Origin of the sequence: Nitrospirillum amazonense (genome assembly GCF_007828035.1) — a bacterium.
GTDB lineage: Bacteria > Pseudomonadota > Alphaproteobacteria > Azospirillales > Azospirillaceae > Nitrospirillum > Nitrospirillum amazonense.
In genome coordinates this window covers 77,839-92,891 of record NZ_VITV01000005.1, presented here as the reverse complement: position 1 = coordinate 92,891, position 15,053 = coordinate 77,839, and the positions used below count along the sequence as shown (strand labels likewise).

The window sequence follows — 15,053 nt, the reverse complement described above, 5'->3', positions numbered from 1 at the left end:
TCTCACGGGGGCCAGCGTTACACGCTCCCGCGCGGGCTGGCGAGGGGGTCAGGCCGGGCGGCGCGCCTGCCGCCGGATCAGCAGGACCGCCAGCAGGCCGCCCACCGCCACCAGGGGCACGAGGCTGAGCAGCAAATCCGGTGCCGACAGCCCCGCCTGCACCAGGCCGCCGCCCAGCAGCGGCCCCACGACGGAGCCCAGGCGCCCGGCAGCCACCGCCCCGCCCACGCCGGTGCCCCGAATGGCGGTGGGGTAGCAGGCGGGTGCCGCGGCATAGAGAGTGGCCTGGGTGGTCAGGACCATGGCGCCGGCGCCCAATCCCACCAACAGGGCCACCGCCAGGTTGGCCGGCATCACGGCCAGCAGCACCAGGAAGACCGCAAGGCCGACGAAAACGGTGATGGCGTAGCCGAAGCGCCGGGGACCATCCAGCAGAGGCCCGGTGACGGCGCAAGCGATGGCTCCAGAAATGTTCAGCATCACCTGGATCAGCGCCGCCTGCGGCTTGGTGAATCCCCGTTCAGTCATCAGCAGGGGCAGCCAGCTCAGCAGCAGGTACAGCACCATCAGGGTGGCGAAGAAGGCCAGCCACAGCAGCACCGTCTCCACCGCGCGGCCGCCGCCGAACAGGATCGCTAGGACGCCGGGCCGGGCCTCCCCGTCCGCCGCCGCGGCTGCGCGAAAGGCCTGCGAATCGGGCAGGGCCCAGATCAGCAGGGGCAGAACCAGCAGCGGCGCGCCACCAGCGATATAGAAGATGGTGCGCCAACTGTCGAAGCCGCCGCCCATCCCGGCGAAGACGGCGATCAGGCTGACGATGGCGCCACCCAGGGGCATGCCGCCGTACATCAGGGAAACCGCCCCGCCGCTGCGGCCCGACGGGCTGTTCTCCGCCGCCAGCGCCACCAAGTTGGGCAGGGTGCCGCCCAGGCCCAGGCCGGTGGCCAGGCGCATGAGGAAGAGTGTGGTGAAGTCCGGCGACAGGGCGGTCGCGGCCGTGAACAGGCCGAACAGCGCGACCGAGACCACCAGCACCGCCTTGCGCCCGAAGCGGTCGGCCAGCCGGCCGCCGACCAGCGCCCCCAGGAACAGGCCGATGGTGCCGGCGCTGAAGAAGGCGCCCAGTTCCTGCGGCGCCAGGTGCAGGGCGGGGGCCAGCTTGGGCGCCGCCACGCCGGCGGCCTGCAGATCCACCCCCTCCAGGACGGCGACCAGCAGGCACAGCAGCGTGGTGCGGTTGATCAGGCCGCCCGCCGGGGCCTGTGGCGCCGCGATCGGGGCGTTCGCCGGGGCGGCCACCGCGTCATGGTTCAGCACGTTCCTCTCCCGTTTATTCTTATCGGTCGGGAACAAGGTGCGCGCGGGAACGGTGGATGTCCAGAAAAGTTGCTGACAATAACTAAATTCGCCGCCGACCACCCACCGGCCCCCCGCCCAGCAGGCCGCCGGCCACGAACAGGGCCACGCCCACCATCAGGCCCACATCGGCCACGTTGAAGATGCCGGTGCGCACGGATCCGATGCCGAGATTCAGGAAGTCGAACACGGTGCCGCCCTGGACCAGCCGGTCCAGCAGGTTGCCCAGGCCCCCGCCCAGGAAGCTGCCGGCGCCCAGCAGTTCCATGCGGCTGAGGGATTTCGCCCGCAGGCTCCACGCCAGCAGGGCAGCCAGGACCAGGGCCACGCCGACGGTGAAGACCAGGCCCCGGGCATGGTCGTCCAGCCCAGCGCCGATGCTCAGGAAAGCGCCCGGGTTGTTGACCGGCGTCACCAGGATGGCGCCGTTCAGCGCCGTCAGATCCACCCCCGGGGTCAGCACCTGCTTCAGCCAGGCCTTGGTCGCCTGGTCCGCCACGAACCACGCGAGCGCCGACGGCACCAGCCAGCGCAATCGATCCTGAATACTCATTCTTGACTATCCCCGCTGTCGTTCTTTCGGGCACAGGCCTCGCGATAGGCGGAGGGTGACTGGCCGATGACCTGTTTGAAATCCTGGGTGAAGTGGGCATGGTCGAAATAGCCCAGATCCTGGGCCAGCGTGGTCAAATCCACCGCCTCGCCCTGGCCCAGGCGGTGCGCCGCCTCATGCAGGCGGGCGCGGCGGATAACCCATTTGGGCGTCATACCCACCAGGTCGGCGAACAGCCGCTGCAGCGCGCGCACGCCCAGGCCGCAGCGTGCGACCAGGTCGTCCACCCGCAGGATGTCGCGGTCGGCCTCCACCAGCGCCACCAGCCGGTTGATCTCCACCACCGTCGCCGGCACATCCATCAACCTCCGGCGCACCAGCGGCTCGGCCACCGCCACCATGCCGGCGTCATCCTCGGCGGCCAGCACCGCCGCCTCCGCACCATCGGCCACGGCGCCGAACACGGCCTCCAGGGCCAGGGTGCGGTCGACCAGGGTGGTCAGGGGGGCCCCCAGCAGGGCGCGGAAACCGGCGGGGCGAAAGCGGATGCCCAACACGCGGCCGGCGCCCTGCAGCTCATAGGCGAAGATGCCGTGCATGGGGCCGTAGATGGCGGTGCGGCCCCGTTCGAACACCAGATTCACGGCGGGATAGGGCAAGGTGCGCTGGACATAGGGCGGCTGCCCGGTCAGGTCCCAGGCGACCACCCAGTAATGCTCCACCACCGCCGCCAGATCCTCGGCCGGCAAATACCGGCCCAGGCGGAAGCGCTGCGCCGCCGCCCCGGGCGCCAGCACGCCCTTGGGCGCCGCCGTCACCGGGCGCACGCGTTTTCCCCATCCTGGTCGCGTTTTTCCAAGCCCACGAAATTCCCCAAGCCTATCGTCCCGCCTGATCCCCATTCCTGTGGAGAGCCGCCATGAAACTCTATTCCCTGGCCCTGTCGCCCTTCGCCGCACGCGTCCGCGCCGCCCTCTATGCCAAGGACCTGGCCGTCGACATCCTAACCCCGCCGGAGGACTGGCGCACCTCCCCTGCCTTCCGGGCGCTGAACCCCATGGTGCGGGTGCCCGTGCTGGTGCTGGACGACGGCCGGTCCATCCCGGAATCGGCCGTGATCGTGGAGTATCTGGAGGACGCCTTCCCCGCCGTCCCCCTGCGTCCCGCCGACCCGGTGGACCATGCCCGCGTGCGCCTGCTGACGGCCGTGGCCGACAACTACGTGATGCGCGAGACCTTTCCCCTGTTCGGCCTGTTCGACAGCAAGACGCCGGATGAGGCCGCCATCCAGGCGCAGCTGGCGAAGCTGGACAGTGGCATCGGCCTGCTGAACGGCTTGCTGGCCGAGGATGCTGCGCGCGGCTCCTTCGCCTTCGGTGGCCGGGTCAGCACCGCCGACGCCTGGCTGGTGCCGGTGCGCTATACGCTGGAGGGCCTGATGCGCTTCTCCGGCCGCACGCACCTGCTGGACCGCCACGCGGCGGTCGCCGGCTACGCCCAGTCCTTGCGCGAAAGTCCGGCCCTGGCCCGGGTGTGGGATGAGATGGAGGACGGCTTGCGCCAGTTTATGAGCCAGCGTGCGGCGACCGCATAAGATATCCAAACCATCGCATCCATCGGGAAAGACGGGGAAAAGAAGGCAGCGCTGTGGTAGGAGGGATGCCAGATCGCCGGCCCCTTTTGACCGACGTCGGGAGGGCCGGCCAAAAACATCCGGGACAGCTTCACCATGGTCAGCCGCCGCTTTTTCCTCGCCGCCGCGTCCACCCTTCCTCTCTCCGCCGCTCCCCTCACGGCCCGGGCCGCCGCCCCGTCCGGCACCGACGACCTCGCCGCCCTGACGTCGCTGACCACGGGTGCCCAGCCCATCGCGGTGGAGGAACGGCGGGCCCGCATCGCCAAGCTGCAGGACCTGATGGCCCGCCAGGGCATCGGCGCCTTCCTGGTGGAATCGGGCAGCAGCCTGGACTATTTCACCGGTATCCGCTGGCACCGCTCCGAACGCACCACCGCCGCCCTGATTCCCGCCAAGGGCCAGGTCATCGTGGTGACTCCCGCGTTCGAGGAACCGTCGGTGCGCGAGACCCTGCAGGTGGGCGGCGACGTCCGCGCCTGGGATGAACATGAAAGCCCCTTCCAGCGCCTGGCCCAGGCCCTGAAGGATATCAGCGCGGCCCCGGGGGGCATGGCGGCGGGCAAGGTTGCGGTGGAACCCACCACCCGCTTCTTCATCATCGACGGCATCCGCCAGGTGACCAGGGGTTACGACCTGGTCTCCGGCGACGCCCTGGTCCGAGCCTGCCGCATGCACAAGTCGCCGGCGGAACTGGCCCTGATGCAGGTGGCCAACGAGGTGACGCTGGCCGCCTTGCGCTACGCCCACGCCCATGTGCGGCCGGGCATGCGCGCCGCCGACATCGCAGCATTGGTGGACAGCGCCACGGCCGCCCTGGGCGGCCGGCCCGAATTCTCCCTGGTGCTGCTGAACGAGGCCAGCGCCTATCCCCACGGCTCGATCCAGCCGGAGGTGGTGAAGGACGGTTCCACCGTGCTGCTGGACGTGGGCTGCGCCGTGCACGGCTATCAGTCCGACATCTCCCGCACCTGGGTCTTCGGCACCCCCAGCGCCCGCCAGCGCAAGGTGTGGGACACGGTGAAGCGCGGGCAGGAGATCGCGCTGGAAACCGCCAAGCTGGGCATTCCCGTGGGCGACATCGACAAGGCCGTGCGCCGCTATTACGAGGGCGAAGGCTGGGGCCCCGGCTATCGCCTGCCCGGCCTGTCGCACCGCACCGGCCACGGCATCGGCCTGGACGGCCACGAGTCCCCCTACCTGGTCTTAAGCGACACCACACCGCTGGAGCCCGGCATGTGCTTCTCCGACGAACCCGGGCTCTACATCCCCGGCGAATTCGGCATCCGGCTGGAGGATTGCTGGCACATGACGGAAACGGGACCGAAGCTGTTCACCCCGCTGGCGGCCTCCCTCGACCAGCCGATCTGAACCCTACTTTCCTTCTTCCAACACATGTTCCTCCAATAGGAACTTCAGCCCCCGGTCCCAGGACTCATCCGTGTTGCCGCGGATGTCGACGCTGCCGCCCTTCAGCACCTGGCCGGTGGCGGCGTCACGGATGCTGATGTTCAGGTTCAGGATCAGGTTGCTGACCTTCTGCACCCAGGCGATGACGGCCACCGTGGCCCCCGCCTGGGCTGCGATCTCCAGCGCGCAGGGCGGGCAGTCGCGCGGGGCCGGCTTCGCCGCCAGCGTGGCGGCCCACGGCGTCATGTCCACCAGGGAGTAGCGTCCCGATTTCGCCAGCGCCGCCCGCAGCGCCTGCCCCAGCCGCGCCACCCGCGCCGTCTCCTCCGCCGTGGTGTCGGCGGGGGAGCTGTTGACGAACTGCACGTCGAACACGGCGGTGGGCGGGGCTGAGCCCCAGGCCCGCCCCGCCAGCAGCGTCACCACCAACACCATCCATCCCATGACCTTGGCCATAAGCGCCTCCCAAGTTCGGGCGGCAGCATGGCGCGAGTGCGGACGGAAGGCAGGATGGACTTTGGATGGAGATAGCCATGAATCCGCAGGTGGGTATCCACGTTCCCTTTTGCGCTTAAAGCGCGAGAATCCGAATTGACTTATCGTTCCCTCTATGTTCTCATTTCGCTTCGTCAATACAGAGATGGAGAGCGGCATGAACGGGGCGTTCCACGCCACGTATGGCCACCGGCTTGCCCCGCCACAGGTGAAGCCCGGTGTCGTTTGCGATGATCAGGGCCCCCTCTGGAATTCCATCCGCCTGCTGGTGAAGACCAGCGCCGGATGGGTGCCGCGCCCCGCCGCCGAGTTGGACGCGCTGGTCACGGCGACCTCCGGACGGGCGATCGATGCGCGACGGCTGCACGCCCGCCTGTCGCCCGTGGCCCAGGCGCTGAACGAGGGCCGTCTGGCGCGCGCCGTCATCGGTGCGCAGTACCTTGACCTGCCACCCACCACCCGCGTGGCCAAGGCCAGCCCAGACGACCCTGATCATCCCGGCTGGCCGAAAGGATCCCCCGAGGGCAAGGGCGGCCAATTCCGGCCCAAGGATGGCGGACTCAGCGAAGCGGACCAGGCGGAAACCGACGCCCCCGAACCCAAAACGGAGGATACGGCCGCCTTGCGGGAAGCGGTTAAAACCACCGCCCAGCGCGCCGTGCGGCGGGCATTCCGGCAAACCGCCATTGAACTTCTCACCCGGCGCCGCCTGGGCCGTATCGCGCTGGAACTGGCCTCGAACGCCGTCCCAGTGCTTGATGTGCTGGGTGATGCGGCGCTCTTGGTGGACTTGGCCGAACTTGGGGGACGGTTGAAGTCCCTGGCGGCTGAAGTGGCCGCCGTTCATGCGTTCGCGGACGCGGGCGTGCGCACCGCGGAGGAACTGATGGTCACCAGCGAGGAGATTTCCTTCTCCTCCTACGACGCCTTCAAGAAGACCGAGGTCCCTGAGGACGGGATCGACGCGTTGGGGAAGAGGTACGGCTCCGCCGGCCCCGGCTACGACTATCACCACATCGTGGAGCAGTCGGCCATTGGCGACGGCATTCCGGCCGAACTGGTGAACTCGACGCGGAACATCGTCCTAGTGCCCAGGCTGCTGCATGAGGAAGTCACGGCCGCCTTCAATCGCCCCGCTTATAAGGGCGCGCCCATCAGCCTACGCGAATACCTGAAGACGGCCCCGTTCGAGGAACGGATGCGCAAGGGCCTGGAGGTCATGCGCTCCCTCGGCTTGGTGAAGTAGGGGACCACGCTATGACTGGAAAAGACGCCAGCGCCGCCGCGCTGATCGAGGAATTCCGCACCCAGGTCAAACGGTACTTCCATGCCGATATCATGGGCAATCGCCGGACGATGAAGGCCTGCCTGCCGAAGATGGGCAACGCCGTCCAGGCTCTGGACACGGGTGTCCCTGAGGGACGCATGGCCTTGGTGCCACTGTTGAAGGACGAGGATGACGGCGTGCGCGTTTATGCCGCCGCCTATCTCTTCGGTCGCCTGCCGGAGGAGGCACGCGCCGTGTGGGACGAGGTCCTCGCCGGCTCCAAGCATCCGAGCGCCTATCTGAACGTGGTCAGTTTCAAGGTCATCGCCGACTGGAAGCCGGACGACTTCATCAAGGCCTTCGAATAGGCAATGGCGGCGGGAGGGTCACGCGTGTCGCGCCACCCTTCCCGCGATCTCCTCCCGGAGGCAGCGCAGCGTCGCCCGGATGGGGGCGGATGCCGTCATGTCGCTGTGCACCACCAGCCACATGTCGCGCGACAGGACGGGCGGACCGGGCACGGCGGCCAGGCGAGGGTCGTCCGCCGCCATGAAGTCGGGCAGCAGCGCCACGCCCATGCCGCTGGCGGCGGCGGCCTGCTGAATCTCCACCGTGTTGCCGTGGAAGACCGTGGGCCGGCCGGCCGCCAGCCCTTCCAGCGCCTGCTGCTGCGGGGACCGGTCCAAGGGGGCGGCGCTGCCGATGAAGACCCAATCGGCGGGCGCCGTGGCCGCCAGGTAGGCGGGCGTGGCGTAAAAGTGAAAGGGCAAGGGCGCCAACTTGCGCGCCGTGAGGTCACCCTCCATCGGCCGGCTCATGCGCACGGCGATGTCGGCCTCTCGCCGCTCCAGCGAGGCGCTGCGCACCTCCCCCAGCAGGGTCAGGGTCAGAGCTGGGTGGCGCCGGCGCAAGGTGGCCAGCACGGGCGCCAGCACCAGCACGGCCAGGGCCGGCGGGGCGCTGATGGTGATGGTGCCCGCGATGTCGGACCGGGCGCCGTCGGCCAGGCGGCGCACCGCCCGGGCATCCCGGGCCATGCGGTCCGCCACGGCGGCGATGCGCTCCCCCTCCGCCGTGAGGGCCAGGCGGCGGCCGCGCCGGTCCACCAGCTTGAGACCCAGCGCCTGTTCCAGGGCCGCCACCCGCCGGGCGACGGTGGCATGCTCCACCCCCAGCGCGCGGGCTGCCGCCGACAGGCTGCCGCCCGTGGCCAAGGCCGCGAAATGGCGCAGATCCTCCCAGTCCATGGCCCGGTCCACGGCGCCGCCTTCCGTTAATTTCTGCACATATATTGGTAAAACTTCGGGAATTTTCTCACCAAAGACGGGGCGCGACAATCTCGATCATCGTCAAACCGGCTTTGAAGGAGGCCAGACATGAACCGCCCCCATACGCATTCTCTAGACCAGCACGATCTGGACATGCATTCCCCCAGCACGCATCCCTCTGGCACCAATCCCACGGACATCGTAATCACCGTGGCCGCCCCGGGCGGCGTCGACCAGTTGCGCGTAACGCCGCGCGATCCCCAGGCACCGGGGGCGGGCGAGGTGCGCCTGCGCCACCAGGCCATCGGCGTCAACTTCGTCGACACCTATCACCGCCGGGGCCTGTACCCCCTGCCCGGCAACGTGCCGGGGGTGGAGGGCGTGGGCGTGATCGAGGCGCTGGGCGCAGGGGTCACCGGCCTGACGGTGGGCCAGCGCGTGGCCTATGCCGGGACCGCCGGCGGCTATGCCAGCACCCGCCTGCTGCCGGCCGACCGCGCCCTGCCCCTGCCCGACGCCGTGTCCAGCCGGGATGCCGCCGCATCGCTGCTGCGCGGATTGACGACGCAGATGCTGCTGGCCGCGACCCATGCGGTGGGGCCTCATACCGTGCTGCTGGTCTCCGCCGCTGCCGGCGGTCTGGGCATCATGGTCACGCGCTGGGCCCGGCAGCTGGGCGCCCGGGTCATCGGCACCGCCAGCACGGCGGAGAAGGCGGCCCTGGCCCGCCACCACGGCGCCGATGCCGTCATCATCGGCCGCGACGCCGATGTGGCGGCCGAGGTCGCGTCGCTGACCGGCGGCCGGGGCGTGGATTACGCCATCGACGGCGTGGGCGGCGACGCGCTGCCGAGGTTCATCGCCGCCACACGGTCGGGCGGCACGGTGGCCAGCATCGGCCGAGCCGGCGGCCCGGTCGCGGTGGAGGCGGCGGAAGGTTTGGCCCGCGACCGTGGCGTCACCTTCACCCGGCCCAGCATCCTGGCCCGCCTGGCCGACATCGGCATCTACCACGCGGCCGCCACCGAAGTGATGGCTCAGCTGGCACGGGGCCTGACCGCCGACATCGGCGGCAGCTATCCGCTGGCCGAGGCGGCACAGGCCCACGCCGCGCTGGAGGCCGGCCGCACGACCGGGGCCTTGCTGCTGCTGCCGTGATGCCGGAGCGGTTGATCGCCCCCCTGCTGATACCCCCCGCCTGGATGGCCCGTCCCCTCGGGGGCGGGCCATCTCCCAGCCGGTTGCTAAACCATGAGTCTCTCTATAGATTTTAAAAAATAGCCGCACTGATGCCCCATTTGACCGCCGCTAAACTCATTTCTTCTTCCTGTTTTTCCGCGTCGCAAGCCCAACGGAGGGAAATCATATAATGGATCCGCAATGGATGACGCTGTCGAATACATTCAAGAAATATAATCTCGGCTGCGGCACCATGTTGTATCGGGGATTCCTTAACATAGGATATTGGCCAAATTTACAAAATGGCGGCGTGTACAAAGATCTCAACAACATTGAAGGGACATTCATGATGAACCATGACCTGAGGGAGGGAATACCCGCCCTCGATGGTTCACTGGATCTGATCTACCACAGCCATTTCCTGGAACACATCAGCTACACCGACGGCATCACCTTTCTTAAGGAATGCCATGCGAAGCTGGCCGACGGCGGAAAGATGCGCATCCTGGTCCCCGACCTGGAGAAATGGGCCAAGGCCTACATCAACAACGATCGCTTCTTCCTTGAGGAATACGTGAAGGAGGCGCTCGACCCCGCTCTATACGTGACCAATGCCGCCATCTTCATGGGCATGCTGCACAATCACGACCACAGGTGCGGCTATGACTTCGACACCCTGAAATGGGTGCTGGAGCACGTAGGCTTCACCCACGTCAAGAGAACGCTCTACGCCAGCAGCGAGTACGTGGAGAACATCTTCGAGGTCGAGCCGCAGCAGCCGGTGCGCATCATGGAAAGCCTGTGCGTCGAGTGCCGGAAATGAACCGGCCCGGCGGACTTCCCGGCAACGCCGAGAGGACAAAATCCCCGGCCCGGGCGCACAGCGTCATTTAAGATATTGAAACGCTTCAGTGAATGGCGGAGAGGGTGGGATTCGAACCCACGGTACCATCGCTGGTACAACGGTTTTCGAGACCGCCCCGTTCGACCGCTCCGGCACCTCTCCGTATCCATTCCCGTGTCCGGCCCCCGTTTTGCTGTCGAACGGGAAAGGGGCCGGCTGGCGAAGCGGCGCGGAACGTAGCGGATGCGGGTCCCGTGCGCAAGCGCTATATGTGCGAAAAGTTTCAGCGCCGGCGGGGCTTCCAGCTGGCGACGACAGCACCGGCGATGATGAGCAGGCAGGAGGCGGCGACCACGCCGCTGGGCTGGGCCCGGCCGGCCAGGATCAACAGCAGGGTGGACAGGAGCGGCGTGGCGTAACTGAGCGCGCCCAGGGTGTGGATGTCGCCCTTCTTCATGCCGATGTCCCAGACGAAGAAGGCCGCCCCCACGGGCCCCAAGCCCATCAGCGTCAGCAAGGTCCACTGCCCGGCGTCGGGCGCCACCGTCGCCTCCAATCCCCAATGGCAGAGGGCCGACAGCGCCGCCGTAGCCAGGCAGAAGAAGGCCACGGCGTCGGTGGGCACGGCGCCCAGCAGGCGCGACAGGGCGGAATAGACGCCCCAGGTGACGGCGGCCCCGGCAGCGGCCAGGAAGCCCGGCAGATAGGCGGGGTCGATGGCGATACCCCGGCCGCCGGTGATGAGCAGACCGGTGCCCGCCAGCCCGACCAGGGCGCCCAGCACCTGGCGGCGGCCCAGGCGCTCCCCCGGCAGCAGCCCGGCGAACAGCACGATCAGCAGGGGCCACAGATAGTTGATGAGGTTGGCCTCCGCCGCCGGCGCCGACTTCAGCGCCAGGAAGTACAGGAAGTGATAGCCGAACAGCCCCCCTACCCCCAGCAGCCAGGCGACGGGGGGCTGGCGCAATGCCGCCCAGGGTGACCGGCCGCGCGCCGCCATCCAGACGATGCCGACCAGGCCCGCCACGGCGAAGGCCACCGCCTCGATCTGGAACGGCGGGATGGGGCCGGTCAGCGTGGTCAGCAGCGCCAGGGTGGACCACAGCAGGATGGCGCTGGCACCGATGAGGGTGGCCCGCCGGGCGGTCATGCCGCCCACTGCCGTCGCGTCGTTCCCCACTGTGCCGACCATGCCTATTCCCCCCGCCCCGCAGCCGCCCGCGCCACCCAGCCCAGATCCACCACCGCCTTGATCGAGGGCCAGGTCACCAGCCGCTCGCAGGCCTCACGATCGGCCCACAGCGCCGCCGCCGCGTCATCGCCCGCCTGGGGCTCACCGCCCGCATACTCCGCCATGATTTCCACGATGGTGAAGTGGAAGCGCACGCGGGGCTCCACCTCCGGCCCGGCACCCTGGGGACGCGGGTCGCGGGTGATGCCGTCCACCGCCGTCAGCACGGTGTAGGGCCGGCAGGCAACGGCGGTTTCCTCCCGCACCTCGCGTGCCGCCGTCTGGAACAGGGTTTCGCCCAATTCCTGGCTGCCGCCCGGCAGGCACCATTCCCCGGCCAGGGGCGCCTTGGCCCGCCGGATCAGCAGCAGCTGGTCCCCCTTCCATACCAGCACGCCGACGCCCACGCGGGGCTGGTCAGGGTAAAGATGCGGTGAGGCGGACGGCTGGTCGGACATGGGGCATCCAAGACAAAGGGCGGGCCCGTCACCGGACCCGCCCCTGTCATACCTCAAGGCATGCACCCCAGGCTAATGCCTCGCGGCACGTCCTCTTCCCCAAATTTCCCAGGTCGCGACCGCGGCCGCCGGAGCGTTTTGGGAAGCGTAGCGGACTGAAACGCGAGGACAAGCCAAGGCGGCGGATGCCGCCGCCCGGCGCCTGAGGGAACTCTCAATACATATGCTGACCGCCGTTGATGGACAGCGTGGAGCCGGTGATGAAGCCGGCGTCGTCCGCCACCAGGAACAGCACGCCGCGGGCGATCTCCTCCGCCTTGCCCAGGCGGCCGACGGGGATCTTGGCGACGATCTTCTCCAACACGTTGGGCGGGACGGCGCGCACCATGTCGGTGTCGATGTAGCCCGGGGCGATGGCGTTGACCGTCACGCCCTTGCCCGCCCCTTCCTGCGCCATGGCCTTGGTGAAGCCATGGATGCCGGACTTGGCGGCGGCGTAGTTCACCTGGCCGTACTGGCCGGCCTGGCCGTTGATCGAGCCGATGTTGACGATGCGGCCGAAGCCGCGCGCCCGCATGCCGTCGATGGCCACGCGGCAGGTGTTGAAGCAGGAGGCGAGGTTGGTCTGGATGACCTCGTTCCACTGCTCGAAATCCATGCGGTGCAGCACGCCGTCGCGGGTGATGCCGGCGTTGTTGACGATGATCTCGATCGGGCCCAGGTCATGCTCGATCTTGGTCATGCCGTGCCGCACATCCTCGAAGCTGGCCACGTCGAAGCGATAGGCGGGGATCCCCGTCCGCTCCGTGAACTCGCGCGCCTTCTGCTCGTTGCCGCCGTAGTTGGCCGCAACCTTGTAGCCGGCGTCCCTCAGCGCCACCGAGATGGCTTCACCGATGCCGCGGGTACCACCCGTCACCAATGCAACACGCGCTGTCATCTAAACCTCCCCTTTTTCCCGAGTCAGAAAGACCATGGAGCATCACGCTTGAAGGAGGGTCGGCATACGCCCGACATCCCGGCCCCCGATCCCGGAGGGTCCGGCACGAGGTGTTACCACCAACGCGCCGCACCCAACGGGCACCTAGTTAGTTTCGCAGCCGGAAAGATCAATCCGCCGGCGGCGCCCCCGGTTTCGCAACCGGGGAACACTCAGTCGCGGGCCACGCACATGGCGATGCCCATGCCGCCGCCGATGCACAGCGTGACCAGCCCCTTCTTGGCGTCACGCTTCTGCATCTCATGCAGCAGGGTCACCAGCACGCGGGCGCCGGAGGCACCGATGGGGTGACCCAGGGCGATCGCGCCGCCGTTGACGTTCACCTTGTCGTCGGGCCAGCCCATGTCCTTGTTCACGGCACAGGCCTGCGCGGCGAAGGCCTCGTTGGCCTCAACCAGGTCCAGGTCGGCAACGGTCCAGCCGGCGCGCTGCAGCGCCAGCTTGCTGGCCGGGATGGGGCCCGTGCCCATGATGGATGGGTCGACGCCGGCGGTGGCCCAGGAAACGATGCGGGCCAGCGGCTTCACCCCGCGCTTGGCGGCGTTCTCGGCCGTCATCAGCACCAGCGCCGCGGCGCCGTCGTTGATGCCCGAGGCGTTGCCGGCGGTGACGGTGCCGTCCTTGGCGAAGGCCGGGCGCAGCTTGGCCAGCGTCTCGGCGGTGGTGCCGGCCTTGGGGTATTCGTCGGCCTCGACCACCACGTCGCCCTTGCGGCCGGGCACGGTGACGGGGACGATCTCATCCTTGAAGCGGCCGGCCTTCTGCGCGGCCTCGGCCTTCTGCTGGCTGCCGGCGGCGAAGGCGTCCTGGGCCTCGCGGGAGATTTCCCACTTCTTGGCCACGTTCTCGGCCGTCGTGCCCATATGGTAATTGTTGAAGGCGTCCCACAGGCCGTCCTTGATCATGGTGTCCACCATGCTGGCGTCACCCATCTTGGTGCCGTTGCGCAGGTGGATGGCGTGGGGGGCCTGGCTCATGCTTTCCATGCCGCCGGCCACCACCACCTCGGCCTCGCCCAGGCGGATGGCCTGGAAGCCCTGGGCCACGGCGCGCAGGCCGGACCCGCAGACCTGGTCCAGGGTGTAGGCGGTGCGCTCCACCGGCACGCCGGCGGCGACGGACACCTGGCGGGCGCTGTTCTGGCCGGTGGCGGCCTTCAGCACATGGCCCAGCACGACCTCGGACACCTCGGCGGCGTCGACATGGGCGCGGCGCAGGGCCTCGGTGACGGCCACGGTGCCAAGAGCGACAGCCGACAGGCTGCTGAGCGCACCGTTGAAGCTGCCGATGGGCGTGCGCGCGGCGCCGGCGATGACCACTTCGACCATGATGTTCCTCTCTTCCCGAACGATTTCATGCCCCGTCTATCATAGGGCGGCCCGCCCCACCGGCGCCCCTGTCAAGGTTAACGGGGCCGGCGGGAAAGGCGGTGGAAATTCCGGTGGGGGCGGCCTTTCGTCATCCCCCGCCCCTAGTCTCGGCCATTTACCAATCCGGGCGCAAGCATGCTCACCAGCCGCCGCACCACCAAAGCGCGAAACACCCTTGCGTGCGGTTGCGCCCTTACGTCGAAACTTAACTTGCGCCTGCGGGCGCCGCCCTGATTCGGATCAAACACCGCACGCGTCTCTCCTGTGACGTCGCGCACTTGGCGTTCGAAACAAGGTCGCTATATTGAGTGCTCACTCACTCTTTATTCCCCTTGGTGGTTCCCATGGCCCGGCCCAAAAGCGAAGAGAAGCGCGACGCCATCCTGGCGGCGGCTGTCCAGGTCATCGCCGACCAGGGCCTGGGCGCCCCCACCGCCCGCATCGCCAGCCTGGCCGGGGTGGCGGAGGGCACCCTGTTCACCTACTTCGCCACCAAGGATTTGCTGCTGAACCAGTTGTACCTGGCGCTGAAGGCGGAATTGCGCGACGCCATGATGGCCGCCTATCCCGCCGACGGCCCCCTGCGCGACCGGGTGCGCCACATCTGGGACCGCTATGTCGACTGGGGCGTGCGCGACCCGGCCAAACGCCGCGCCATGGCCCAGCTGATGGTGTCCGACCGCCTGACACCCGAGACCCGGGCGCTGGGCAGCGAGGGTTTCGCCCGCATCGACGGCGTGGTGCGGGAGGGCGTGGCCCAAGGCCTGATGCGGGACCAGCCCCCTGACTTCGTGGCCGCCATCCTGACCTCGCTGGCGGAAACCACCATGGATTTCATCCTGCGTCAGCCCGACAGCGCCGAGCGTTACCGCGCCGCCGGTTTCGACGCCCTCTGGAACGCCCTCAGCCGCTAAAGGCCGAGGCGTATCCACCGGGCTCATGCCCGTTCCCTGCCTGATAAATGAGTGATTGATCGCTCAATTTTTCTT

16 protein-coding genes and 1 tRNA gene are annotated in these 15,053 nt (G+C 68.4%); 7 read left to right on the top strand and 10 right to left on the bottom strand.

Annotated elements, in window-relative coordinates:
* Window positions 1-48 precede the first annotated feature (48 nt).
* From mhpT to FBZ87_RS15520, 3 genes are all read right to left on the bottom strand, one after another.
* The gene (gene mhpT / locus FBZ87_RS15530; RefSeq protein WP_246134425.1) at window positions 49-1,317 is read right to left on the bottom strand and encodes a 3-(3-hydroxy-phenyl)propionate transporter MhpT; all 1,269 of its coding nucleotides are present in this window, start codon (window positions 1,315-1,317) and stop codon (window positions 49-51) included.
* An 82-nt stretch (window positions 1,318-1,399) separates the two neighbouring features.
* Window positions 1,400-1,909 (bottom strand): signal peptidase II, encoded by a 510-nt coding sequence (gene lspA, locus FBZ87_RS15525; protein WP_145611218.1) that lies wholly within the window; start codon window positions 1,907-1,909, stop codon window positions 1,400-1,402.
* Entirely contained in the window at window positions 1,906-2,736 is an 831-nt protein-coding gene (locus FBZ87_RS15520) for a helix-turn-helix transcriptional regulator (protein WP_211106961.1), read from the bottom strand. Before FBZ87_RS15520 ends, lspA begins: the two co-directional genes overlap by 4 nt.
* Window positions 2,737-2,828: 92 nt before the next feature.
* On the opposite strand from FBZ87_RS15520, the gene FBZ87_RS15515 reads away from it, so the two are divergent.
* Window positions 2,829-3,503, top strand: coding sequence for a glutathione S-transferase family protein (locus FBZ87_RS15515; protein ID WP_145611216.1), 675 nt, complete (start codon window positions 2,829-2,831; stop codon window positions 3,501-3,503).
* Between the two features lie 135 nt (window positions 3,504-3,638).
* Window positions 3,639-4,913, top strand: coding sequence for a M24 family metallopeptidase (locus FBZ87_RS15510; RefSeq protein ID WP_145611215.1), 1,275 nt, complete (start codon window positions 3,639-3,641; stop codon window positions 4,911-4,913).
* A 3-nt stretch (window positions 4,914-4,916) separates the two neighbouring features.
* On the opposite strand, the gene FBZ87_RS15505 is transcribed toward FBZ87_RS15510, so the two are convergent.
* Entirely contained in the window at window positions 4,917-5,408 is a 492-nt protein-coding gene (locus FBZ87_RS15505) for a DUF3280 domain-containing protein (RefSeq protein ID WP_186454785.1), read from the bottom strand.
* 196 nt (window positions 5,409-5,604) lie between these two features.
* Between FBZ87_RS15505 and FBZ87_RS15500 the strand changes: the two genes are divergently transcribed.
* Window positions 5,605-6,693, top strand: coding sequence for a hypothetical protein (locus FBZ87_RS15500; protein WP_145611213.1), 1,089 nt, complete (start codon window positions 5,605-5,607; stop codon window positions 6,691-6,693).
* Window positions 6,694-6,704: 11 nt separating this feature from the next.
* Window positions 6,705-7,082: a hypothetical protein gene (locus FBZ87_RS15495; RefSeq protein ID WP_145611212.1), complete on the top strand. Its 378-nt coding sequence runs from the start codon at window positions 6,705-6,707 to the stop codon at window positions 7,080-7,082.
* An 18-nt stretch (window positions 7,083-7,100) separates the two neighbouring features.
* Here FBZ87_RS15495 and FBZ87_RS15490 read toward each other — a convergent pair whose 3' ends face one another.
* Window positions 7,101-7,961 (bottom strand): LysR family transcriptional regulator, encoded by an 861-nt coding sequence (locus FBZ87_RS15490; RefSeq protein WP_145611719.1) that lies wholly within the window; start codon window positions 7,959-7,961, stop codon window positions 7,101-7,103.
* Between the two features lie 129 nt (window positions 7,962-8,090).
* On the opposite strand from FBZ87_RS15490, the gene FBZ87_RS15485 reads away from it, so the two are divergent.
* Complete coding sequence (locus FBZ87_RS15485; protein WP_246134424.1) at window positions 8,091-9,140, top strand: quinone oxidoreductase family protein; 1,050 nt, start codon at window positions 8,091-8,093, stop codon at window positions 9,138-9,140.
* 226 nt (window positions 9,141-9,366) lie between these two features.
* A complete protein-coding gene (locus FBZ87_RS15480) occupies window positions 9,367-9,984 on the top strand; it encodes a class I SAM-dependent methyltransferase (protein ID WP_186454784.1) in 618 nt (205 codons plus the stop codon).
* A gap of 93 nt (window positions 9,985-10,077) precedes the next feature.
* Here FBZ87_RS15480 and FBZ87_RS15475 read toward each other — a convergent pair.
* The 5 genes from FBZ87_RS15475 to FBZ87_RS15455 all read right to left on the bottom strand — a co-directional run bounded on the left by FBZ87_RS15475 (window position 10,078) and on the right by FBZ87_RS15455 (window position 14,022).
* Window positions 10,078-10,167: transfer RNA gene (locus FBZ87_RS15475), tRNA-Ser, on the bottom strand.
* A 121-nt stretch (window positions 10,168-10,288) separates the two neighbouring features.
* Window positions 10,289-11,197 (bottom strand): aromatic amino acid exporter YddG, encoded by a 909-nt coding sequence (yddG, locus tag FBZ87_RS15470; protein WP_246134423.1) that lies wholly within the window; start codon window positions 11,195-11,197, stop codon window positions 10,289-10,291.
* 2 nt (window positions 11,198-11,199) lie between these two features.
* Window positions 11,200-11,694 carry an NUDIX hydrolase gene (locus FBZ87_RS15465; protein WP_145611210.1) on the bottom strand — a complete coding sequence of 165 codons (495 nt, stop codon included), beginning with the start codon at window positions 11,692-11,694 and terminating at the stop codon, window positions 11,200-11,202.
* Window positions 11,695-11,908: 214 nt separating this feature from the next.
* Complete coding sequence (phbB, locus tag FBZ87_RS15460; protein ID WP_145611209.1) at window positions 11,909-12,634, bottom strand: acetoacetyl-CoA reductase; 726 nt, start codon at window positions 12,632-12,634, stop codon at window positions 11,909-11,911.
* A 212-nt stretch (window positions 12,635-12,846) separates the two neighbouring features.
* Complete coding sequence (locus tag FBZ87_RS15455) at window positions 12,847-14,022, bottom strand: acetyl-CoA C-acetyltransferase (protein ID WP_145611208.1); 1,176 nt, start codon at window positions 14,020-14,022, stop codon at window positions 12,847-12,849.
* A 386-nt stretch (window positions 14,023-14,408) separates the two neighbouring features.
* Here FBZ87_RS15455 and FBZ87_RS15450 point away from each other — a divergent pair, with 386 nt between their 5' ends.
* Window positions 14,409-14,978: a TetR/AcrR family transcriptional regulator gene (locus FBZ87_RS15450; RefSeq protein WP_145611207.1), complete on the top strand. Its 570-nt coding sequence runs from the start codon at window positions 14,409-14,411 to the stop codon at window positions 14,976-14,978.
* Window positions 14,979-15,053: the final 75 nt, after the last annotated feature.

Excerpts from the sequence above, each read along its gene's own strand:
- lspA (WP_145611218.1), bottom strand. The coding sequence starts at position 1,909 with ATGAGTATTCAGGATCGATTGCGCTGGCTGGTGCCGTCGGCGCTCGCG.
- FBZ87_RS15515 (WP_145611216.1), top strand. The coding sequence starts at position 2,829 with ATGAAACTCTATTCCCTGGCCCTGTCGCCCTTCGCCGCACGCGTCCGC.
- FBZ87_RS15510 (WP_145611215.1), top strand. The coding sequence starts at position 3,639 with ATGGTCAGCCGCCGCTTTTTCCTCGCCGCCGCGTCCACCCTTCCTCTC.
- FBZ87_RS15505 (WP_186454785.1), bottom strand. The coding sequence starts at position 5,408 with ATGGCCAAGGTCATGGGATGGATGGTGTTGGTGGTGACGCTGCTGGCG.
- FBZ87_RS15500 (WP_145611213.1), top strand. The coding sequence starts at position 5,605 with ATGAACGGGGCGTTCCACGCCACGTATGGCCACCGGCTTGCCCCGCCA.
- FBZ87_RS15495 (WP_145611212.1), top strand. The coding sequence starts at position 6,705 with ATGACTGGAAAAGACGCCAGCGCCGCCGCGCTGATCGAGGAATTCCGC.
- FBZ87_RS15490 (WP_145611719.1), bottom strand. The coding sequence starts at position 7,961 with ATGGACTGGGAGGATCTGCGCCATTTCGCGGCCTTGGCCACGGGCGGC.
- FBZ87_RS15485 (WP_246134424.1), top strand. The coding sequence starts at position 8,091 with ATGAACCGCCCCCATACGCATTCTCTAGACCAGCACGATCTGGACATG.
- FBZ87_RS15480 (WP_186454784.1), top strand. The coding sequence starts at position 9,367 with ATGACGCTGTCGAATACATTCAAGAAATATAATCTCGGCTGCGGCACC.
- yddG (WP_246134423.1), bottom strand. The coding sequence starts at position 11,197 with ATGGTCGGCACAGTGGGGAACGACGCGACGGCAGTGGGCGGCATGACC.
- FBZ87_RS15465 (WP_145611210.1), bottom strand. The coding sequence starts at position 11,694 with ATGTCCGACCAGCCGTCCGCCTCACCGCATCTTTACCCTGACCAGCCC.
- phbB (WP_145611209.1), bottom strand. The coding sequence starts at position 12,634 with ATGACAGCGCGTGTTGCATTGGTGACGGGTGGTACCCGCGGCATCGGT.
- FBZ87_RS15455 (WP_145611208.1), bottom strand. The coding sequence starts at position 14,022 with ATGGTCGAAGTGGTCATCGCCGGCGCCGCGCGCACGCCCATCGGCAGC.
- FBZ87_RS15450 (WP_145611207.1), top strand. The coding sequence starts at position 14,409 with ATGGCCCGGCCCAAAAGCGAAGAGAAGCGCGACGCCATCCTGGCGGCG.